The organism is Flexivirga alba, from assembly GCF_042661025.1.
Classification (GTDB): domain Bacteria; phylum Actinomycetota; class Actinomycetes; order Actinomycetales; family Dermatophilaceae; genus Flexivirga; species Flexivirga alba.
Map to the genome: position 1 here is coordinate 1,603,494 of NZ_JBHSWH010000001.1, position 21,504 is coordinate 1,624,997.

Here is a 21,504-nt window from a genome sequence, read left to right on the forward strand (position 1 = left end):
ATGGATGGTCGATTGGGCGTGCTCGGTGTTGGCTCCCAGGGTGAGGAGCTCTACCGGCACGTGCTGCGCACGCCCGGCCTGACTTTGGCTTCGCACGTCGCGCAGCTCGGCTGGACCGATTACGAGGCCGAGCACGCCATCGAGCAGTTGCGCGCCAGGCGGCTGGTCCGGCTCACCGACCTCGGCGAGGTCGTCGCGGATCACCCGCGGGCTTCTCTGGAGCGGGTTGTCAGCGCGGAGGAAGCCAGGCTCGCAACTCGACGCCAGGACCTCGCGCGGGTACGTGACGCGATCGACAGCTTCGTTACGGATCACCGTGTCGGACAAGAGCTTTCGACCTCTGACCAGCCGCTGCGCGAACGCGTCGACCAGGCGGTCCTCACCTCGGTGCACGAGCACCTGGTGGCGTCGACCGTTGGCGTCATACGACAGGCGATCGCGGGTGCTCCCCGCGCGCTGGACGATCACCCGACGGTGCGGCAGCAACTCGGCGCAGGCCGGGAGCAGCGCACTCTGTACCTGCCCGACGCGCTTCACGAGCACGCCGATGGGTTGGCTGCCTGGGCGGAGCTGGGAGAGCAGCAACGCATCGCCGGTTCGTTGCCGTCGGAGTTCGTGGTCTTCGGCGAGGAGGTCGCGATCGGGACGACCGAGTGGGGCCGTGGCGGTGGCGACTACGTGCTGCTGCGCGATCCGATGGTTGTGGCAGCGTTCGTCGCGCTCTTCGATCGCTTGTGGGCCGCAGCCTCACCCGCCGAGCACACCGATGACTCGTCGGGCGGTGCGTTGGTCGACTGGATGCAGCAGGGGCTGACCGACGAGGCGATCGCCCGTGCGATGGGCGTCTCGTTGCGCACCGTCCGGCGGCGGATCGCGGCGATGATGAGCGAGCATGACGTCAGCACCCGGTTCCAGTTGGCGTTGCGGATCGCGGAGCGACGACACAAGTCCTGACCGTGTCGTACCGCTGTTAACAGACCTGGTCGCATGTGAGGATGGCGGAATGACCCAGCTGACCAAGGGCTCCAACACACCGCTGAATGCCGGCCAGGTCCGGTTCACCCTGCATTGGAGCACCGGGCCAGGCGTACCCGATGTGGACGCCTCCGCACTGTTGCTGCAGGAGAGCGGCAAGGTTTCCTCGGACGACGACTTCATCTTCTACAACCAGCCGAACCACCCGAATGGCGCGGTGCGGCACCTGGGCAAGCAGCCCGGCGCCGATGCGCTGGAGATCGACCTGACGCAGCTGTCGCCGGCCGTGGCGAAGGTCGTGCTTGCCGCCTCCGCGGACGGCGGTGCGTTCGGGCAGGTGCCCGACCTGCGCCTGGTCGCGACGGATGCAGCGACCGGCGCCGAGCTGGCGACCTTCGCGATGGCTGCAGAGAACGAGACGGCGTTCGTCAGCGGCGAGCTCTACCAGCGGAACGGGCAATGGAAGCTGCGTGCCATCGGCCAGGGTTACAGCTCCGGGCTTGCAGGGCTGGCAACCGATTTCGGGATCTCGGTGGAAGGCGATCCGGAGCCGCCGGCTGTTGCGCCTCCCGCTCCGCCGACGCAGCCGGCGCCACCGAACCAACCGCCCCCGCCGAACCAGCCGCCGCCGCCGGTCCAGCCGCCGCAGCCGGCTCCGCCGGTCCAACCGCCACCGCCGAACCAGCCGCCGATGCCGCAGCAGGGTGCGGTGGGTGTCGTGAACCTCGACAAGGGTCGCGTCAACCTGACCAAGAGCGCCCGGGTCGACCTCACCAAGACCGGCGCACCTCCGCTGGCGAGGGTCACGATGGGCCTGGGCTGGGACCCGGCGCCCGGCAAAGGAAACATCGATCTCGATGCGTCGGTGATCGCGTATGACGGCTCCGGGAAGAAGCTGGAAGTCGTCTGGTTCATGCACAAGAAGGAATTCGGCGGAGCGATTCTGCACACCGGAGACAATCTGACCGGTGCAGGGGAGGGCGACGACGAGCAGATCAAGGTCGATCTGCTCGCGATGCCGCCGCAGGTGGTGACGCTTGTCTTCACCATCAACTCGTTCAGCGGCCAGAAGTTCACCGACATACGGCGCGCGTTCTGCCGACTGGTCGACGACGCGACCGGCCAGGAGCTGGTCCGTTTCGACCTGTCGGACTCGCAGCCGGCAACCGGTGTGCTGATGGCGGCGATGCGGCGCACCGGCCCGCAGGCGTGGCAGATGCGTGCGATCGGCGACTTCCACGACGGGCGAACCGTCAAGAAGCTCGTCAAGCCCGGCGAGGTGCACGCGCTGGCTCCGTGACCATACTTCCGGAACTGCTTGTCGCGCACGGCGAAGAGTGGTCCGATGAAGAGATGAAAAAGCTGATCAACGACCCGGCGGATGTTGTCTCGCAAGCGCTGCTCGGGATGGAGGTCGCTCACGGCGACCGGTTGCGGGTTGATCACGAGCACAAGGTGATCTTCCGCAAGGACGCACCGCGCTCGGGCAAGGTGGGCGTGATCTCCGGCGGTGGCTCCGGGCACGAGCCGATGCATGGCGGGTATGTCGGGATGGGCATGCTCGACGCGGCCTGCTGTGGCGAGGTCTTCACCTCCCCGGTGCCCGACCAGATGCTGGCCGCGACGACCGGTGTCGACGGCGGCGCCGGGGTGCTGCACATCGTGAAGAACTACACCGGCGACGTCATGAATTTCGAGATGGCCGCCGAGCTGGCGGCCGACGGTGATGTCCAGGTGCGCTCGGTCGTCGTGGACGACGACGTGGCCGTGCAGGACAGCCTCTACACCGCGGGTCGCCGCGGCGTCGGCACAACCGTCCTGCTGGAAAAGCTGGTCGGAGCCGCAGCCGAGAGCGGCCGATCGCTGGACGAGGTGGCCGACTTGGCGACGCGGGTCAACTCGGTCGGCCGAAGCATGGGCCTCGCGCTCACCTCGTGCACGGTGCCGTCGGCCGGTAAGCCGACCTTCGAGCTCGCCGACAACGAGATGGAGCTGGGCATCGGGATCCACGGGGAGCCAGGGCGCAAGCGCGTGCCGATGGCTTCGGCAGCAGAGGCAGCGCAGCAGTTGGTCGACCCGATTCTCACGGATTTGCCTTACAGCACAGGGGATTCGGTGATTGCGATGGTCAACGGCATGGGCGGCACGCCGTTGATCGAGCTCTACCTCATGTATGGCGAGGTGCACGCGCTGCTCGAAAAGGCCGGCATCACGGTCGCGCGCTGCCTGGTCGGCAACTACATCACTTCCCTGGAGATGGCCGGCTGCTCGGTCACGCTGGTGAAGGCAGATGACGAACTCGTCGGCTTGTGGGACGCGCCCGTGAACACCCCCGGCCTGCGGTGGGGTGCGTAGGTATGGCCGACGTGGTGGAGACCGCGCAGTTCAGCGCGTGGATGCGGCGGTATGCCGACGTCATACACGAGAACGCGGGGCTACTCACCGAGCTCGACTCAGCGATCGGCGATGCCGACCACGGCAGCAACATGGACCGCGGTATGACGGCCGTCGTCGCTGCCCTGGACGGCGCCGAATTCGCTTCTGCCGCTGAGCTTTTCAAGAAGGTCGGCATGACGCTGGTCAGCTCCGTCGGCGGTGCGAGTGGCCCGCTCTACGGCACGTTCTTCCTGCGGTTCGGCGGCAAGCTCGGTGACGGTCCGGTCGATGCGGCGACGCTCGGGGACGCGTTGCATGCCGGCGTCGACGGGATCGTCCAGCGCGGCAAGGCGGCCGTTGGTGACAAGACGATGATCGACGCGTGGGTGCCGGCGTTGGAGGCGTATGACGCGGCGCAGGCCGACGGCCTCGACGTCGCGCTGCGGGCGGCCGCGGAAGCCGGTGCCCGAGGCCGTGATGCGGCGACACCGCTCGTCGCGCACAAGGGACGCGCCAGCTACCTCGGCGAACGCAGTGCGGGCCATCAGGATCCAGGCGCCACGTCGACGGTGCTGTTGCTCGAGACCGCTGCAGCAACGCTCGGCTGAGCTGAGACGGCGACCATGATCGGGATTGTCGTCGTGTCGCACAGTCGCGCGCTGGGTGACGCAGTCGCGGCACTGGCGAAGGAAATGGTCGGTGGCAATCAGGCTCCGGCGCTCGCTGTCGCCGCTGGACTCGACGAGACCACCTTCGGCACCGACGCCACCGCGGTCGCGGCGGCGATCGAGCAGGTCGCGGCGTCGAGCGACGGTGTGCTCGTGCTGGTCGACATCGGCAGCTCTGTGCTGAGCGCCGAACTCGCTTGTGAACTGGTCGATCCCGAGGTTGCCGAGCGGGTGCGGATCTCATCCGCGCCATTGGTCGAGGGGATCGTGCCAGCGGTGGTCTCCGCGGCGTCCGGTGCGAGCCTGGACGAGGTCGCGGGTGATGCGGAGGAGGGGCTCGACGCGAAGCGGGCGCACCTGGATGCGGGTCCTGATAGCTCCGACGATGATTCGGAGGAGGCCTTTCGAGACGCTCGCTCGTCCCTCGCGAGCTCCTCAAGGATCTCCTGCGAAATCACCTTGACCGACCCGCACGGGCTGCACGCTCGGCCCGCGGCGAGGCTGGTGACTCTCGTTCGTTCGTATGACGCTCAAGTCACGCTGACCGACCTCGACACCGGTGCGGGTCCGGTGCCCGCCGCCAGCCTCAGCAAGGTCGCCACGCTGAACGCCGGCCACGGCGCCCGGCTTCGGGTGGCCGCCGACGGGCCACAGGCCGACGAAGCGCTGAAGGCCGTGGTCGAGCTGGCGGCACGGAACTTCGAGGACACCCCAGCAGTGGCAACGCAACCGCCTGCACCGTCCGGTGCACCACCAATCTCCGGCACGGGACTCGACGCGGCGCTCGGCCCGGCATACCTCCTGGGCAGGAGTGTGAATATCGAGGAATACCAGTCTGGTTCGCCCTCCATCGAACGCGAGAGATCGGATGCCGCTGTGACAGCGGTCGCCGACGTCATACGCAGGCAACGGGATGCCGACCCGGCCGCGGCGGACATTCTGGACGCACACCTCGCACTGCTGGACGACGAGGCGGTCGTGACGCCCGTGACAGATCACATCGCGAACGGCGACCCGGCGCCGATTGCTTGGCGCACGGTGCTGCACAGACTTGCCGGTGACTTCGAAGCCCTCGTCGACCCCTACCAGCAGGCGCGTGCACAGGACGTGCGAGCGATAGAGCGCCAGCTGCTCGGTGTCCTCGTCGAGGGCCCCGAAGCACTTGCCGCGCAGGGCGATTCGGCACCCGAGGGCGCGATCGTCGTCGTTGATGAGCTCGACCCGGCCACGGCATCCGGCCTCGACGCGGGGCGGATCGCCGGCATCGTGACCACTCGTGGCGGCAACACGGGACACGGCGTGATCGTCGCCCGGTCCCGCGGGATCCCGATCTACACCGATGGCGGTGCCGAAGCATCGAAGGTCGAAGACGGTATGGCGGTCGGATTCGACGCGTCCACAAGGCTTCTCGTCGTCGATCCGGATGCCGAGTCCGCGGAGCGACTGCGCGGCGTCATCGCTCGCCGCGTGGCCGATGCCGCGGAAGCCCACCGCAGATCAAGCGAGCCGGCGGTCACGGGTGACGGCGTCCGGGTCCGGGTCGGCGCCAACATCACCAGCATCGGCGATGCCCTCGCAGCTGGGGCGGCCGGCGCGGAAGGATCCGGACTGGTCCGCACCGAGATCCTCTTCGGCGCGGAGGCGGCTGCGCCAGCTGCCGGACAGCAAGAGGCCAGCTTCCTGTCGATCGCGGACGGACTGCATCGGCAGCCGATCACCATCCGCACCTGGGACGTCGGCGGGGACAAGCCGCTGCCGTTCCTGCCCGGTCCTCAGGAGGCCAACCCGATGCTCGGCGTGCGCGGGCTGAGGTTGTCCCGTCATACATCCGAGGCGTTCGACGAGCAGCTCGAGGCCGTCTGCGCTGCCGCAGCACAGACACCGGTCCGCGTGATGTTCCCGATGGTCACGACGCGCGAGGAGGTCGACTGGGCGCTCGATCGATTGGCCGCAGCGCGCGCGAAGGTGGGCGAGGTGAGCCTTGCGGTCGGCATCATGGTCGAGGTGCCCGCCGCGGCGCTGCGCATCGCCCAGCTGGCCGCCGGGCTCGACTTCGTCAGCATCGGCACCAACGACCTGACGCAATACACGCTGGCTGCCGACCGGGGGAACGCCGGCGTGAGTGCACTCGCCGACGGGCTGGATCCTGCTGTCCTGCAACTGATTCGGCGAGTCGTCACCGACGTTCCGGACGGCGTCGAAGTTGCCGTCTGTGGTGACCTGGCCAGTCAGGTCGAGGCGGTGCCGCTGCTGGTCGGGCTCGGCATACGGGAGCTGAGCGTGGTGGGTCCGGCGATCCCGCGCGTCAAGCAAGCCGTTCGTCATACGAGCACCGAGGCGGCACGCCGGCTGGCGGACCGCGCGCTCGCGGCGTCTTCAGCGCGGGCCGTCCGGGAGTTGCTGGCCGCGCCCCGGTAGCCTTGGTCACTGCTCACCACTGACCGGAAGAGGGGCAGCAGCATGCCAGCGATCGTGCTTGTCGGAGCCCAATGGGGCGACGAAGGCAAGGGCAAGGCGACCGACCTCCTCGGCGACCGCATCGACTACGTCGTGAAGTTCAACGGCGGCAACAATGCCGGCCACACGGTCGTCATCGAGCAGCCCGACGGTAGCCGCGAGAAGTACGCACTGCACCTGCTGCCCAGCGGGATCCTGTCGCCCGGCGTGACGCCGGTCATCGGCAACGGCGTCGTCATCGACCTGGCCGTGCTTTTCGAGGAGCTCGAAGGCCTGCAGTCACGTGGTCTGGACACCTCCGCACTGCGGATCAGCGGCAACGCGCACATCATCGCCGAGTACAACCGGGTGCTCGACAAGACCGTCGAGCGGTTCCTCGGCTCCAAGAAGATCGGCACGACCGGCCGAGGCATCGGGCCGACATACGCCGACAAGATGAACCGCGCGGGCATCCGCGTGCAGGACCTCTTCGACGAGTCGATCCTGCGGCAGAAGGTCGAGGCCGCGCTCGAGGTCAAGAACCAGATCCTGGTCAAGCTCTACAACCGCCGCGAGATCTCGGTCGACGAGGTCGTCGAAGAACTGCTGTCGTATGCCGACCGGATGCGCCCGATGGTCACCGACACCTCGCTGGAGATCAGTCACGCGCTCGACGACGGCAAGGTCGTGCTCTGCGAGGCCGGTCAGGCGACTCTGCTCGATGTCGACCACGGCACTTACCCCTACGTCACGTCCTCCAACGCGACGGCCGGCGGTGCGTGTACCGGCGCGGGCATCCCGCCGACCCGGATCAGCTCGGTCATCGGTGTGTTCAAGGCCTACACCACGCGCGTCGGAGAGGGCCCCTTCCCGACCGAATTGCTCGACGACTCAGGCGAATTCCTGCGCAAGACCGGCGCCGAATTCGGCGTGACCACCGGTCGGCCGCGCCGCTGCGGTTGGATCGACACCGTCATCGGCCGCTACGCCTACCGCATCAACGGCATCACCGACTTCGTGCTCACCAAGCTCGACGTGTTGTCCGGCCTCGAGAAGGTCCCGGTCTGTGTCGCGTATGACGTCGACGGTGTCCGTCACGACGAGATGCCGGCCGATCAGAGCGCGTTCCACCACGCGAAGCCGATCTACGAAGAACTCCCGGGCTGGTTCGAAGACATCACGCACTGCCGCACCTACGAGGACCTGCCGGCCAACTGCCGCGCGTATGTCGAGTTCGTCGAGGAGCGGATCGGCGCACGCATCTCGGTGATCGGCGTCGGCCCCGGCCGCTCGGAGATCATCGTGCGGCACGACCTGCTCGAGGGCTGAGGTGCTCGCTCAGTTCGCCGCGCGCACGGTCAGCGGCAAGACACCGCCGCTGGCGTTCCGGATCACCCTGTGGTTGCTGGCGATCGTCTTCCTCGGGATGGCTGTCTTCGCGGTGGTCACCTGGTGGCGCTTGCGTCGCGAGGTGCAGCAATCGCCCGAGGGCGAGGAACTGCAGTCCAAGCGCGGCAAGGTCGGCTGCCTGATGGCGGGCGCCGTGCCGGCAGTGCTGTTCGGGCTCTTCCTGCTGGACTGGGCGATCCAGGTCAGCTGACGACGGCCGTGCACAGGCCACTGCCGGACGGCCCGTAAACTTTGCGGTCGTGACTGATCAGCAACTTGACGACTGGGTGTCCCGACTCGCCGACGAGACCATCGCCGACGCGAAGGCCAAGGGCACCAAGGTCGTGTGCGCCTCCGGCATCTCGCCGTCCGGGCCCATCCACCTGGGCAACCTGCGCGAGGTGATGACGCCGCACCTGGTCGCCGACGAGGTCCGCCGGCGCGGCATCGAGGCCGAGCACATCATCAGCTGGGACGACTTCGACCGCTTCCGCAAGGTGCCCAACGTGCCGGGTGTCGACAGCTCCTGGGAGCAGCACATCGGCAAGCCGCTGACCGACGTGCCACCGCCGAAGGGTTCGACCGCCACCAGCTGGGCGGAGCACTTCCGAGGCCAGCTCGAGGACAGCCTCGTCGAGCTCGGCATCACCTACCGCGGCATCAGCCAGACCGGCAAATACCTGTCCGGTACCTACACCGAGCAGATCCTCTTCGCGATGTCGCAACGCAGTGAGATCGACAAGGTGCTCGACCAATACCGCACGCTCGGCCCGAAGAAGGCGAAGAAGCAGAAGCTCTCTGAGGAAGAGGCCGCCGCTGCCGCCGAGGCCGAGGAAGGCTCCGGCGCTGCCGCCGAGGGCGACGGACGCGGCGAGACCGGCTATTACCCCTACAAGCCCTACTGCACCGAGTGCGGCACCGACTTCACCACGGTGACCGCGTATGACGACGCCACCACCGAGATGACTTACACCTGCCGGTGCGGTCACACCGAGACGGTCATCCTGCGCACCTTCCGCCGCGGGAAGCTGGTGTGGAAGGTCGACTGGCCGATGCGCTGGGCCTTCGAGAAGGTCACCTTCGAGCCCTCCGGCGTCGACCACCAGTCGCCGGGGTCGTCATACGTCGTCGGCAAGGAGCTGGCGCCGATGTTCGGCTGGGAGCGACCGCTCGGCCCGATGTACGCCTTCGTTGGCATCAAGGGCATGGCCAAGATGTCGTCCTCACGTGGCGGGGTGCCGACACCCGCCGACGCGCTGCAGATCATGGAGCCGCAGTTGTTGCGCTGGCTCTACGCGCGGCGCAAGCCGGCGCAGTCCTTCAGCGTCGCCTTCGACTCCGAGGTCGAGCGGATGTATGACGAATGGGACTCCCTCGCCAAGAAGGTCGACTCCGACAAGGGGCAGCCGGGGGACGTTGCGGCATACACGCGGGCCTCGTCGACGACGGTCGGCTCGTTGCCGTCGACGTCGCGACCGGTGTCCTACCGGACGCTCGCGTCGATCGTGGACATCACCACGGGTGACGCAGACCAGACGCTGCGCATCGTCAGCGCTCTCGACGCGGACGATCCGGTGACTTCGCTGGATCAGCTGCGCCCGCGGTTGACCTGTGTGGAGCACTGGGTCGAAACCCAGATGACCGACGAGGAGCGCACTGTGGTGCGTGCGTCGGCCGACACCGAGCGGCTGGCGGCGCTGTCGGAGACCGAGCGTGAAGGCCTGCGAATCCTGTTGGACGGCAACGGAGCTGACCTGCCTGCGCTCGATGCTGCGTGGTCGCTCGACGGGCTGACCCACCAGGTCTATGGCGTGCCGAAGGTGCAGCGCGGGCTGGCTGCCGACCAGATCGTCAAGGGCGACAAGGAGCTCGGAGCGGCTCAGCGTGAGTTCTTCAAGCTCCTCTACAACCTGTTGGTCGACAAGGACACCGGTCCTCGGCTGCCGACGTTGCTGCTCGCGGTTGGTGCGAAGCGCACGCGGACCCTGCTCGGCGGCTGACCAACCCGCCGGTGGCTCCCCATTGGCGAGAGGACACCCGTTCACCGAGAGGACACCCAAAAGCGGCGATTTGAGCCGAAATCCGGTGTCCTCTCGACACATTGGGTGTCCTCTCGGCGAGGTCACTCAGTGGGTGCCGGGTTCGTGTGCGGAGTGACTGGCCGGCTCCAGCTGGAAGGTCGAGTGCTCGACGTCGAAGTGGCCGTGCAGGCACGCCTGCAACTGATCCAGCAATTGAGGCGCGTGGCCGTCGGCGAAGCACTCGTCCTCGACCACGACGTGCACCGACAGCGCGGGCAGGTCGGACGTCACGGTCCACACGTGTAAGTCGTGCACGGCGCGAACGTGCTCTGTTTCCAACAGATGTGAGCGCAGCGAGTCCAGGTCGACGCCCAGCGGCGCGCCTTCGAGCAGGATGCGACCGCTGTCGCGGAGCAGCCCCCAGGCGGCATACAGCATCAGCGCGACGACGATCAGCGACGCGATCGGGTCCGCACGCGTCCACCCGGTCAGGAGTATGACGACGCCGGCGATCACGGTGCCGATGAAGCCGTAGAGGTCGGTGACGATGTGCTGGTAGGCGCCCTCGACGTTGAGGCTCGTGCGGTTGGCTCGGGCGAGCATCCAGGCGGCGGCGATGTTGACGGCCACCCCGACCAGGGCGACGATCACGACCGCGCCGCCCTCGACCTCTGGCGGGCTGATCAGTCGTCGAATCGCTTCGAACGCAACGATTCCCGAGACGACGAGCAGTGTCACGCCATTGCCTGCAGCGGACAGGATCTCGGCGCGTTTCCAGCCGAAGGTCCACCGACCACGGGCGGGTTGGGCTGCCAGGTGCATCGCCCATAGGGCGGCTGCGATCGCGCCGACGTCGCTGAGCATGTGGCCGGCATCGGAGAGCAGAGCCAGCGAGCCCGAGGCGAACGCGACGATGACCTCGCCGATCATGAAGAGACCGAGCAGGGTGATTGCGCCGATCAGATAGCGCCGATCGGCGTCCGCGCTCACGCCGTGCGAGTGCCCGCCTTGGCCGGCATGGTCATGGCCTGTGTCGTGGTGGCCGGTGTCGTGGTGACCGGTCACGGGCACGCTCCGCCACGAGTGACGCAGTTGACGGCGACTGACGCCTTTGCAGGTGCGTCAGTCGCCATTGACTGCGTCAGTCGGCGCATCACGGTCTGCTTCAGCTCGACTCGCGGATGCGCTCGTGGTGGTGGATGACCTCGTCGATCACGAAGCGCAGGAACTTCTCGCTGAACTCGGGGTCGAGCCCGGATTCGGTTGCCAGCGCACGCAATCGAGCGATCTGCTTCTCCTCGCGCGCCGGGTCGGCCGGCGGCAAGTCGTGCGTTGCCTTGTATTCGCCGACGGCCTTGGTGATCCGGAAACGCTCGGCGAGGATGTGGATCAGCGCGGCGTCGATGTTGTCGATGGAGCGGCGGTATGCCTCGAGTCGGTCATCCGTCATGCGTCGTGCACCTCCAGAACTGTCATGCGATGTGCGGCACGGGTCAGGGCGACATACAAAACCCTTGCGCCGCCGGGGATTCGGCGATGATCTCCGCTGGGTCGACCACCACGGTGGCGTCGTGCTCGAGGCCCTTCGTCGACATCGGGTCGACAAGCACGACGCGCTCGTGTGCTTCTCGGGGCACATGGACCAGCAACTCGCGGTGTCGCTCGGGGGAGATGATCGCGATGCTGCCTTCGACCTCGTCGAGCAGATTCTTGACCGCACCGCGAACCTCGTCGGCCAGTGAGTGTCGCGACGCCGTCAGCTGCAACGGCTCGACACCGGTCTCGCGGACGGCCTGCGGGATGTCGGCATCGGGCACCACGGGCAGGATCTGCTCCGCTGCGTAGTCGAAGATCTCGCGGGCGTTGCGGTAGTTGGTGTCCATGTGGAAGCGACGGCGCGCCTTGTTGCCGAACGCCTCGTCGCGCGCTTGCACGGACTCCTCGGCCAGCGGCCAAGAACTCTGCGCGGCGTCGCCGACGACGGTCCACGAGGCGTATCGGCCGCGGCGACCGAGCATCCGCCACTGCATCGGCGAGAGGTCCTGCGCCTCGTCGACCAGGACGTGTGCGTATTCGTCGGAGCGGCTGACCTTGCCGACGAGCAGTCGCTCGCGGGGATCAGTGGGGGTGACTTGATAGCCGACCTGGTCGCTCCGAAAGCGTTGCTGTCCACCGAGTTCGGCGACTCCGCGGTCGTCGAGCTCCTCGATCTCATAGAAGCCGCGTTCCTCACGAGGGGCGTCCGGAACGACGCCGACCCGGGAGAGCACGTCGTCGACCAGGCCGACGTCGGCGACCGACCAGCTGCCCGTGGCCAGTGCTGCTCGCATCGAGTCACGCAGCAGTGTCGTCTGCTCCGCGGTCAGGATGCCACGCGTGTAGGACTCGACGCGCTCGTCGTCGGCCAGCCACAGCAGCACCTCGCGTGGGTCGACCGGGCGCCACCAGTCATTGACGAAGGCCTCGACGTCGCGGTGGTCGATGAAGTGATCGATGAACTCGGACTTCTCGTCGCCGCCCGTGACCTGTCGCCAAGCGCTCTCGGCCAGTGCCGCGGTCGCCGCGTCGGCGGCCGCATTGTGCTGGTGGTGGCGCAGCACCCGGCGCCGGATGCGAAGTAGCTCCGGGGTATCGATGCGGATCGGCTGGCCGTCGACCATGGCGCGGAACTGCGTCGCCGATCCTGGTGCCATGTCGCGTGCCGCCCGGCTGAGCACCTGGCGGATGCTGGTGGAGCCCTTCACCTCCGCGGCTTCGGGGGAGTCGAAGCGGGTTGCCGTCATACCGTCGACGAGGTCGCCGAGTGAGCGCAGGGTGACGCTTTCCTCGCCGAGTGAGGGCAGGACGCGCTCGATGTAGGCGGTGTATGCCGCGGACGGTCCGACGACCAGGATGCCGCCGGCCTCGAACTTCCGCCGCTGCGAGTAGAGCAGGTATGCCGCCCGGTGCAGCGCGACCACGGTCTTGCCGGTGCCCGGGCCGCCGGTGATCTCGGTGACCCCGGAGCTGTCGGCACGGATCGCTTCGTCCTGGTGGCGCTGGATGGTGGCGACGATGTCGCGCATCCGGGCACCTCGCGAACGGGTGAGTGCGGCCATCAGCGCGCCGTCGCCGACGACGACCATGCCCTCGGGCGCCTCCGGCACCATCAGGTCGTCCTCGACACCGAGCACGCGGGAGTCGCGGCAGCGCAGCACCCGTCGACGGATCACGCCCTGCGGCTCGACCGGGGTGGCGCGATAGAACGGTGACGCCGCAGGTGCGCGCCAGTCGATGACCAGCGGATCGTAGGTGTCGTCACGCACGCCGAGGCGGCCGATGTAGCGGACCTCGCGCGTCTCGCCGTCCTGATCGGGCTTGTCGTGCTCGAGGTCGAGTCGGCCGAAGACCAGACCTTCGTATTGCGTCTGCAGGCTCTGTCGCCGGCGCCCGGCGTTGAAAACCAGCGCATCGCGCTCGAAGAGGCCGGTGACCTCCTCCTCGCGTGCCTCGCCGGTCCGGTCGGTGCGACCGCGAGCCAGTCCTTCGGCCTCCACGAGCGCTGCGCGCTCGCCGGCCTTGGTCAGCTCGGCATACACCTGATCGACGTGCGCCTGCTCGGTCGCGATCTCCGCCGCGACAGCAGGCGAGATCCCGGATCGGTCAGCGCTCACAATGCCCCCAGGAGGTGAGTGACGAACCACTGCGAATGCAGCGAACCCCTGAGTCTAATCTGCCCATCAGATGAGACCCTGCCGGGCAGCCTGTACGCCCGCCTGGAAGCGGGTGGTCGCATTGAGCCGGTCGAGCAAGACCCGAATCCGGCGTTCCACTGTGCGCGAAGAAATGCCCAGCTGGCGGGCGATCGCAGCGTCCGACACGCCACCGGCCATCAGTCGCAGAATGCTGCGATCGCGGGGCTCCAGGAAATCGGAGTCCGATGCCGGTGCGCCCGAAGGCTGCCACGGCGTGCCCAGCCGCCAGGCGAACTCCAGGACCGCCTGAACGCGCGCGCTACCGGCCGGCCGATTGAGCAGGATGCCGACCGGAGACCCGCCGTCATCACCGAGGTCGATCATGGCCAGGCCCTGGTCGTTGACCGCGCCGGTGAACGGCACGCCCCTGGTCAGACGCACGTCGTCGCCCGCCTCGACACGTGCCTGCATGATCTCGAGCACGTTGGGTTCGGGTAGTAGGCCAGGGTCGATGTCGAGCCGGACATTCAACGGCTCGCCGTGGCTGTCCAGGAACTGTGTGGTCGAGATCGGTCGCGGTGCGTCGAGCAGGTAGCGCGACAGGGGCGAGTCGGCGCGGCTGGACAGCACCCACTCCTGCGCGGTGGTGGTGACCTGGTGCAATGCCTGCGCGACATCGACCAGTGACTCCAGCAGAACGGCGCCCGAGGTGGCCTCAGTGCGGTCGGCTGCGCGGGTCCGCAGGTAGACCCGGGACAACGCCTGAGCCGTGCTTCGCACGATACGGGCACGCGCTTCCAGTTCGGCGGCGAAGGCCGGCATCGCGACGTCCGGCGGCACCACGGACCACGACTCGCCATCCACCGGCTGGATCATTCGGCGGTTCTCCAGGACCGGCAGCAAACGATCCAGTTGATCGGTCGTAAACCCTTGGGCGCGAAGGGAATCCCGCGTTGGGTCACCGGTTTCGAGGATCGCCAGATAGAGGGAGCGACCTCGTCGTCGGCGGGGTCGAGATGCGTCACCGGAGCGGCGATCGATCGTGCGCGGCGCTTGGGCACAGGCAGGCCCTCCTCGTGCGGATCTGGCGGGACGGCGGCCCGCGGAGGCGGCGCATCGTGGTCACAGTATGGCGGATTACCGACAATGACGACAGTCCGACAGCAGTCGTTTAACAAGATAGGCGCGTGCATGTCATAGTGGGTTCAACGACCTTCGGGTCGTGACGAGCGCGGAAGCGTCGCCGAGTCCCCCTCCGGCTGACCCTGTGTTCGTTGGTGGGCCCTTCCCGGGAGACCTCCCCCTGACTTTCGGGAAGGGTCCACCGCCATATATCCACCGCGTAGGCTCTCACCCCGTGAGAGCCCTTGTCATCGGTTCAGGTGCCCGAGAGCACGCCATCGTCCGCGGACTGTTGGGCGACCCCGACGTCACCCAGGTTGACGCGGCACCGGGCAACCCCGGCGTCGCAGCAGTCGCGCAATGCCACCCGCTGACCGGTGGCGTGACCGACACCGACGCGATTGTCGAGCTCGCGCGCACCCTCGGTAGTGACCTCGTGGTGATCGGGCCCGAGGTGCCGCTCGTCGCGGGTGTCGCGGATGCCCTCCGCGCGGCCGGGATCGCTGTGTTCGGCCCGTCCGCGCAGGCTGCGCAGCTCGAAGGCAGCAAGGCGTTCGCCAAGGAGGTCATGGCGGCTGCGGACGTGCCCACCGCGCGTAGCTACGTGTGCGCGACGCCGGAGGAAGCAACCGCCGCGCTCGAGGCGACCGGAGCTCCGTATGTCGTCAAGGACGACGGTCTGGCCGCGGGCAAAGGCGTCGTCGTGACCGACTCACTCGACGACGCTCTCGATCACGCGCGCAGCTGTTTCGCCGGCGGCGGCACGGTCGTCGTCGAGGAGTTCCTCTCCGGGCCGGAGGTGTCGCTCTTCTGCATCACCGACGGCACGACGGTCGTCCCGCTGGAGCCGGCGCAGGACTTCAAGCGAGTCGGCGACGGCGACGAAGGGCCGAACACCGGTGGGATGGGGGCATATTCGCCACTGCCGTGGGCGCCCGACGGGCTCGTCGACGATGTGGTTGCGCGGGTCGCGCAGCCGACCGTGGACGAGATGCGCCGGCGTGGCACGCCCTTCGCCGGTGTCCTGTATGTCGGGCTGGCGCTGACGCCCGCCGGGCCGCGTGTCATCGAATTCAATGCTCGCTTCGGTGATCCTGAGACACAGGTCGTGCTGGCCCGGCTGCGCTCGCCGCTCGGGACACTGCTGCGCGCTGCTGCCGACGGAAAGCTCGACGAGCTGCCGCCGCTGACCTGGCAGGACGACGCAGCGGTGACCGTGGTGGTCGCCAGTGCGGGCTACCCCGCGTCACCGCGCACCGGTGATCCGATCTCGGGTGTCGACGGTGGCTCGGACGAGGCCTACCTGCTGCATGCCGGAACCGCGCGAGATGACGCCGGAGCGTTGGTGTCTGCCGGGGGTCGGGTGCTGTCCGCCGTCGGGGTGGGCGCGGATCTGGCCACGGCTCGGGCCGCGGCATACAAGCTGGTTGACGGGGTGCAGCTGGCCGGCTCGCACCACCGCACGGACATCGCCCTGGCGGCGGCCGAGGGAACGGTGGCGCTGCCGACTGTGTGAGACCGCGTACGGAGAAGGCCCCGGATAACAGCAGGTGCGCTGCTGTCCGGGGCCTTGTCGCGAGGAAACGAGCCGGGTGGCTCAGTCCAACGCGTCCTTTGCATCGTTCGCGGCACCCTTGAGGTCGCCGTCCTTGAGGTTCTCGCCGGCCTGCTTGAAGTTGGCCGACGACTGGGTGGCCTCACCCTCGGCCTGCTTGCCCTCGTCGCCGGTCGCCTTGCCCATGGCTTCCTGCGCCTTGCCCTTGGCTTCTTCGGCAAGGTTGCTCAGGTTGTCCTTCAGACCCATGTCGAACTCCTTCGTGGCTGGGAAGTGACTTACATGTTCTTCCAACGTACAACGTTGCGGATCGTCCCCCGAATGACCGGGTCGCGGTGAGTGCTGGGAGAATCTGCGCATGACCAGCGCCCTCGAGCTGCCCGGATTCGCCCACGTCTACTCGGGCAAGGTCCGTGACCTCTACGCCCCGCTCGACGACTCGGGCGCTCCGCGGACCGACCAGGTGTTGCTCGTCGCATCCGACCGCATCTCCGCCTATGACCACGTGCTGTCGACGCCCATCCCGGACAAGGGGAAAGTGCTCACCCAGCTGTCGCTGTGGTGGTTCGAGCAGCTCGAGTCGCTGGTGCCGAACCAGATCGTGTCGACCGACGTGCCGGACGCCGTTGCCGGGCGGGCGGTGCTCGTCGAACGGCTCGAGATGGTGCCGGTGGAGTGCGTGGCGCGGGCATACCTGACGGGTGGGGGATTGTCCGAATACGAAGCAAACGGAACGGTTTCCGGGCTTCAGCTACCGGGCGGTCTCGTCGACGCCTCGCGCCTCGACCCGCCGGTCTTCACCCCGTCCACCAAGGCGCCGGCCGGAGAGCATGACCAGCCGATGCCGTTCGCGGACGTCGTTGCCGAGGTCGGTGCCGATCGCGCCGCGGAGTTGCGTGACCTCACCGTGCGAATCCTGGAGCGCGGCAACGAGATTGCGGCCCCGCGCGGCATTCTGATCGCGGACACCAAGGTGGAATTCGGCATCCGCACCGACGGCACAGTCGTGCTGGCCGACGAAGTGCTCACCCCCGACTCGTCGCGCTTCTGGCCGGCTGCGGACTGGGAGCCGGGTCATCGCCAGGCGTCATACGACAAGCAGTTCGTGCGCGACTGGCTGACCTCGTCGGCCAGTGGTTGGTCGAAGAGTTCTGGCGAGGAGCCGCCCGCGCTGCCCGACGAGGTCGTTGAGCAGACGCGCGCGAAGTATGTCGAGGCCTACCAGACGCTGACTGGCCGCACCTTCTCCTGACCGAGAGGAGTAGCACCCGACCGACAGGAGTACGGATTTGGAGTGATTCCGTACTCCGCTCGGTCGTTCGGTGCTCCTCTCGGTCAGCTCACGTGGACGCGGGCGTTGCGGAACATCCGCAGCCACGGGCTCGGGTCGGCCGCCGGGGCGTCGGTCCACGACAGCTGGATGTTGCGCTGCACCCGCTCGGGGTGCGGCATCATCGCGGTGAACCGGCCGTCCGGCGTCGTGACCGCGGTCAAGCCGTCGGGTGAGCCGTTCGGGTTGACTGGGTATGTCGTCGCCGGTGCACCCGTCGAATCGACGAATCGCATTGCCCGCTCAACGGTTTCGAGATCGCCGCGCACCGAGAAGTCCGCGCGGCCCTCGCCGTGTGCGACCGCGATCGGGAGGCGGCTGCCCGCCATACCGGAGAAGAAGATGGACGGTGAGTCGAGCACTTCGACCTGGCCGAGTCGAGCTTCGTACTGCTCGGACAGGTTCCGGGTGAAGCGCGGCCAGGCGTGTGCACCGGGAATGAGATCGGCGAGCGCGGCGAACATCTGGCAGCCGTTGCAGATGCCGAGGCCGAAGGTGTCCGGTCGGCCGAAGAACGCCGCGAAGGTCTCGCGCAGGCCATCGTTGAAGAGCACCGACCTGGCCCAGCCTTCACCGGCGCCGAGGGTGTCGCCATACGAGAAGCCGCCGCATGCGACCAGACCGGCGACGTCGGTCAGGTCGTGCCGGCCGGCCTGCAAGTCGGTCATGTGGACGTCGATGGCTTCGAATCCCGCACGGTGGAAGGCGAATGCGGTCTCGACGTGCGAGTTGACGCCCTGCTCGCGCAGGATCGCGACGCGTGGCTTCGCACCGACATTCAGGTATGGCGCAGCGATGTCGTCCGTGGGGTCGAAGGACGGCCTCACGACGAGACCGCCACGCTCGGTGCCGACCTCCGCGTGCTCCTGCTCGGCGCATGCCGGGTTGTCGCGCAGTGCACTGATCCGCCACGAGACCTCGTCCCACGCTTGAGCGAGCGCGACGGTCGGCTCGCTCAGCGCCGGCGCTCCGTCGATGGTGACCTCGACGTTCGGCGCGACGGTGGGGTGACCGATGAAGTGTGCGAGCTCGGCCAGGCCACTGTCGCGTAATGCGGCCTCGACCTCCGCACGCCGTCCGGTGGGCACCTCCAGGATAGCGCCGAGCTCCTCGGCGAAGAGCGCGGGGACCGAGGGGACGTCGACGCTGACGCCGCAGCCGCCGGCGATCGCCATCTCGGTGATCGTTGCCCAGAGGCCGCCGTCCGAGCGATCGTGGTAGGCGCTGACAAGGTCGTTCTGGCGCAGTCGAGCAAGTAGGTCGACCAGGCCGAGCAGGTGTGCGGGATCGACGAGATCCGCTGGGGTACCACCGTATTCGTCCTGCACTTGGGCGGCGATCGAGCCGCCGAGGCGGGTGTTGCCGGCGCCGAGGTCGACGAGTAGCAACTCGGTGCCGGCACCGGGGTGGAGCTGGGGAGTCTGCGTGCCACGGACATCCGGAAGGGAGGCGAAGGCGGTCACGACGAGTGAGACGGGCGACCGCACTTCCCGTGCGTCCGCGCCGTCGGTCCAGCGGGTGCTCATCGACAGTGAGTCCTTGCCGACCGGGACGCTGATGCCGAGGGCCGGGCACAGCTCCATGGCCACAGCGTGAACGGTGTCGAAGAGAGCGGCGTCCTCACCATCGCGACCACAGGCCGCCATCCAGTTGCAGGACAGCTTCACGCCGTCGAGCGCGGTCACCGGTGCCGCGATGAGGTTGGTGATGGCTTCGCCGACGGCCATTCGACCGGAGGCGGGTCCGTCCACCGATGCGATCGGAGTGCGCTCGCCGGAGGACATGGCCTGCCCGGTGAATCCGACCAGGTCCGAAAGGGTTACGGCCACATCGGCCACTGGCACCTGCCACGGGCCGACCATCTGGTCGCGGTGGGTCAGCCCGCCGACGGTGCGGTCGGCGATCGTGATCAGGAAGCGCTTGCTGGCGACCGTGGGGTGGCGCAGCACGGCATACGCGAGGTCCCGCAGGTCTGTCGAAGTCAGGTCGAGTTCGGGCGTCGAGCGTGCGATGCGGGTCGCGTCGCGCACCATCCGCGGCGGCTTGCCGAGCAGCACCTCCATCGGTATGTCGATGGGGGCCGGGTCTCGATACGCGGCGTCCTCCGCTTCGCTCCCCCGCTTTCTACGACCAACTGCCCGTCATCCGAGGCAGTGCCGACGACGGCGATCGGGCAGCGTTCACGGGCAGCGAGCTCGGTGACCAGCTCGAGCGAATCCGGTGCAATCGCAAGGACATAGCGCTCCTGCGACTCGTTGCACCAGATCTCTTTGGGGGAGAGACCCTTCTCCTCCAGCGGGACGGACCCGAGGTCGAAGCGCGCGCCGAGTCCGGCATCATCGACCAGTTCGGGGAAGGCGTTGGACAGGCCACCCGCACCGACGTCGTGGATGGCGAGGATCGGGTTGGCATCGCCGAGTGACCAGCAGTGGTTGATCACTTCCTGGGCGCGTCGCTCGATCTCGGGGTTGCCTCGCTGGACGGAGTTGAAGTCGAGCTCGGCCGCGTTGTCGCCGGACGCCATCGAGGATGCTGCTCCGCCGCCCATGCCGATCCGCATGCCGGGGCCGCCGATCTGCACGAGCAGGGATCCTGCTGGGAACAGGACCTTTTCGGTCTGGTCGGCGCTGATCGCGCCCAGGCCACCGGCGCTCATGATCGGCTTGTGGTAGCCGCGGCGCACCCCGTCGACGGTCTGCTCGTAGACCCGGAAGAAGCCGCCGAGGCCGGGCCGGCCGAACTCGTTGTTGAAGGCCGCCGCACCGATCGGGCCGTCGATCATGATGTCCAGCGGGGTTGCGAGATGGTCGGGGGCGCCATACGACTCGCGCTCCCAGGGCTCGTCGGTGCCCGGCAGGTGCAGGTTGGACACGACGAAACCGGTGAGGCCGGCCTTCGGCGCTGAGCCGCGACCGGTGGCGCCTTCGTCGCGGATCTCGCCGCCGGCGCCGGTCGCCGCGCCCGCGAAGGGCGAGATGGCTGTCGGGTGGTTGTGCGTCTCGACCTTCATCAGCACGTGCACGTCGTCGGGGCGTTCGACATACGCGCTGGGGGCATCAGGGGACTCCGGCAGCCAGCGGGTGATGCGGCCACCCTGCATGACAGAGGCGTTGTCCTTGTAAGCGACGATCGTGCCGGCGCCGGAAACCTTCTCGGTATGGCGGATCATTCCGAAGAGCGAGGTGGACTGCGGCTCGCCGTCGAGAATGTAGTCGGCGTTGAAGATCTTGTGCCGGCAGTGCTCGGAGTTGGCCTGCGCGAACATCATCAGCTCTACGTCGGAGGGGTTGCGCGCCAAGCCGTTGAAGGACTTGACCAGGTAGTCGATCTCGTCGTCGGAGAGGGCGAGCCCGAGCTCGGTGTTCGCCTGCTCGAGCGCGGCCCGCCCGCCGCCCAGGACGTCGATCCGCTGCATCGGCTCGGTGTCGGGCTCGTCGAAGAGCGCTGCGGCTGCCTGGCGGGATGGCAGGACGCTTTGCGTCATCCGGTCGTGCAGTGCATCGACCAGGGCGGAGCGTTCGTCGTCGCTGAGGTCGCCCGCGCGCAGTGCGAATTCGGTCACGCGCTCGACCCGGTGGATCTCCAATTCGCAGCTGTGCGCGATGTCGGTGGCCTTGGAGGCCCAGGGCGAGAGGGTGCCCAGGCGCGGGCTGACGACGAAGGTCTCGGTGGCGTCGGCGAGCGGTTCGTTCGCAGGGCCATAGGTGAGCAGGTCGTGCACGCGTTGCTCGGTCTGCTCGTCGAGCGCGGTGTCGGTGGCGACGAAGTGCACGAAGCGGGCACTGACGGCGGAAACCGACGGCGCGACTGCCTGCAGGCGGGTGAGAAGTGCGGCCGCGCGGAACGGCGAGAGTGCCGCGCCTCCGTCGAAGGTGGTCAGCACCTGGCCGTGGGTCGACGTCATGGGTTGTGAAGGCTCCTCGGCGAGGCTGAGTGTGACGGGTCAAGGGTATCGACC

17 protein-coding genes are annotated in these 21,504 nt (G+C 68.0%); 10 read left to right on the plus strand and 7 right to left on the minus strand.

The window, feature by feature from the left end:
- From ACFQDH_RS07790 to lysS, 8 genes are read left to right on the plus strand one after another with little or no spacing between them, the layout of a single operon-like run.
- Positions 1 to 954 carry a hypothetical protein gene (locus ACFQDH_RS07790; protein WP_382400069.1) on the plus strand — a complete coding sequence of 318 codons (954 nt, stop codon included), beginning with the start codon at positions 1 to 3 and terminating at the stop codon, positions 952 to 954.
- 49 nt (positions 955 to 1,003) lie between these two features.
- Positions 1,004 to 2,275 (plus strand): TerD family protein, encoded by a 1,272-nt coding sequence (locus tag ACFQDH_RS07795; protein WP_382400071.1) that lies wholly within the window; start codon positions 1,004 to 1,006, stop codon positions 2,273 to 2,275.
- A gap of 53 nt (positions 2,276 to 2,328) precedes the next feature.
- Positions 2,329 to 3,330 carry a dihydroxyacetone kinase subunit DhaK gene (gene dhaK, locus ACFQDH_RS07800; RefSeq protein ID WP_382400073.1) on the plus strand — a complete coding sequence of 334 codons (1,002 nt, stop codon included), beginning with the start codon at positions 2,329 to 2,331 and terminating at the stop codon, positions 3,328 to 3,330.
- Positions 3,331 to 3,332: 2 nt separating this feature from the next.
- Positions 3,333 to 3,959: a dihydroxyacetone kinase subunit DhaL gene (dhaL, locus tag ACFQDH_RS07805; protein ID WP_382400075.1), complete on the plus strand. Its 627-nt coding sequence runs from the start codon at positions 3,333 to 3,335 to the stop codon at positions 3,957 to 3,959.
- A 15-nt stretch (positions 3,960 to 3,974) separates the two neighbouring features.
- Complete coding sequence (gene ptsP, locus ACFQDH_RS07810; protein WP_382400077.1) at positions 3,975 to 6,437, plus strand: phosphoenolpyruvate--protein phosphotransferase; 2,463 nt, start codon at positions 3,975 to 3,977, stop codon at positions 6,435 to 6,437.
- 42 nt (positions 6,438 to 6,479) lie between these two features.
- Positions 6,480 to 7,784, plus strand: coding sequence for an adenylosuccinate synthase (locus ACFQDH_RS07815; RefSeq protein WP_382400079.1), 1,305 nt, complete (start codon positions 6,480 to 6,482; stop codon positions 7,782 to 7,784).
- Position 7,785: 1 nt separating this feature from the next.
- Entirely contained in the window at positions 7,786 to 8,055 is a 270-nt protein-coding gene (locus tag ACFQDH_RS07820) for a hypothetical protein (RefSeq protein ID WP_382400081.1), read from the plus strand.
- A gap of 49 nt (positions 8,056 to 8,104) precedes the next feature.
- The gene (gene lysS, locus ACFQDH_RS07825) at positions 8,105 to 9,844 is read left to right on the plus strand and encodes a lysine--tRNA ligase (RefSeq protein ID WP_382400083.1); all 1,740 of its coding nucleotides are present in this window, start codon (positions 8,105 to 8,107) and stop codon (positions 9,842 to 9,844) included.
- A 126-nt stretch (positions 9,845 to 9,970) separates the two neighbouring features.
- On the opposite strand, the gene ACFQDH_RS07830 is transcribed toward lysS, so the two are convergent.
- The 4 genes from ACFQDH_RS07830 to ACFQDH_RS07845 all read right to left on the minus strand — a co-directional run bounded on the left by ACFQDH_RS07830 (position 9,971) and on the right by ACFQDH_RS07845 (position 14,415).
- Positions 9,971 to 10,930 (minus strand): cation diffusion facilitator family transporter, encoded by a 960-nt coding sequence (locus ACFQDH_RS07830; protein ID WP_382400085.1) that lies wholly within the window; start codon positions 10,928 to 10,930, stop codon positions 9,971 to 9,973.
- 100 nt (positions 10,931 to 11,030) lie between these two features.
- The gene (locus ACFQDH_RS07835; RefSeq protein ID WP_382400087.1) at positions 11,031 to 11,315 is read right to left on the minus strand and encodes a chorismate mutase; all 285 of its coding nucleotides are present in this window, start codon (positions 11,313 to 11,315) and stop codon (positions 11,031 to 11,033) included.
- A gap of 43 nt (positions 11,316 to 11,358) precedes the next feature.
- On the minus strand, positions 11,359 to 13,518 hold the full coding sequence (locus ACFQDH_RS07840) for a HelD family protein (RefSeq protein ID WP_382400089.1): 2,160 nt from the start codon (positions 13,516 to 13,518) through the stop codon (positions 11,359 to 11,361).
- 66 nt (positions 13,519 to 13,584) lie between these two features.
- Positions 13,585 to 14,415, minus strand: coding sequence for a helix-turn-helix transcriptional regulator (locus ACFQDH_RS07845; protein WP_382400091.1), 831 nt, complete (start codon positions 14,413 to 14,415; stop codon positions 13,585 to 13,587).
- A 481-nt stretch (positions 14,416 to 14,896) separates the two neighbouring features.
- On the opposite strand from ACFQDH_RS07845, the gene purD reads away from it, so the two are divergent.
- Positions 14,897 to 16,177, plus strand: a complete 1,281-nt coding sequence (purD, locus tag ACFQDH_RS07850) for a phosphoribosylamine--glycine ligase (protein ID WP_382400093.1) — start codon at positions 14,897 to 14,899, stop codon at positions 16,175 to 16,177.
- A gap of 81 nt (positions 16,178 to 16,258) precedes the next feature.
- Here the strand turns inward: purD and ACFQDH_RS07855 are convergent, their stop codons facing one another.
- Positions 16,259 to 16,465: a CsbD family protein gene (locus tag ACFQDH_RS07855; protein WP_382400095.1), complete on the minus strand. Its 207-nt coding sequence runs from the start codon at positions 16,463 to 16,465 to the stop codon at positions 16,259 to 16,261.
- A 109-nt stretch (positions 16,466 to 16,574) separates the two neighbouring features.
- Here ACFQDH_RS07855 and ACFQDH_RS07860 point away from each other — a divergent pair, with 109 nt between their 5' ends.
- Positions 16,575 to 17,468 (plus strand): phosphoribosylaminoimidazolesuccinocarboxamide synthase, encoded by an 894-nt coding sequence (locus tag ACFQDH_RS07860; protein WP_382400097.1) that lies wholly within the window; start codon positions 16,575 to 16,577, stop codon positions 17,466 to 17,468.
- A gap of 83 nt (positions 17,469 to 17,551) precedes the next feature.
- On the opposite strand, the gene purL (ACFQDH_RS07865) is transcribed toward ACFQDH_RS07860, so the two are convergent.
- Both purL (ACFQDH_RS07865) and purL (ACFQDH_RS07870) read right to left on the minus strand, forming a co-directional pair.
- On the minus strand, positions 17,552 to 19,609 hold the full coding sequence (gene purL, locus ACFQDH_RS07865) for a phosphoribosylformylglycinamidine synthase (RefSeq protein ID WP_382400099.1): 2,058 nt from the start codon (positions 19,607 to 19,609) through the stop codon (positions 17,552 to 17,554).
- Complete coding sequence (gene purL / locus ACFQDH_RS07870; RefSeq protein ID WP_382400101.1) at positions 19,528 to 21,450, minus strand: phosphoribosylformylglycinamidine synthase; 1,923 nt, start codon at positions 21,448 to 21,450, stop codon at positions 19,528 to 19,530. The genes purL (ACFQDH_RS07865) and purL (ACFQDH_RS07870) overlap by 82 nt, the downstream gene beginning before the upstream one ends.
- Positions 21,451 to 21,504: the final 54 nt, after the last annotated feature.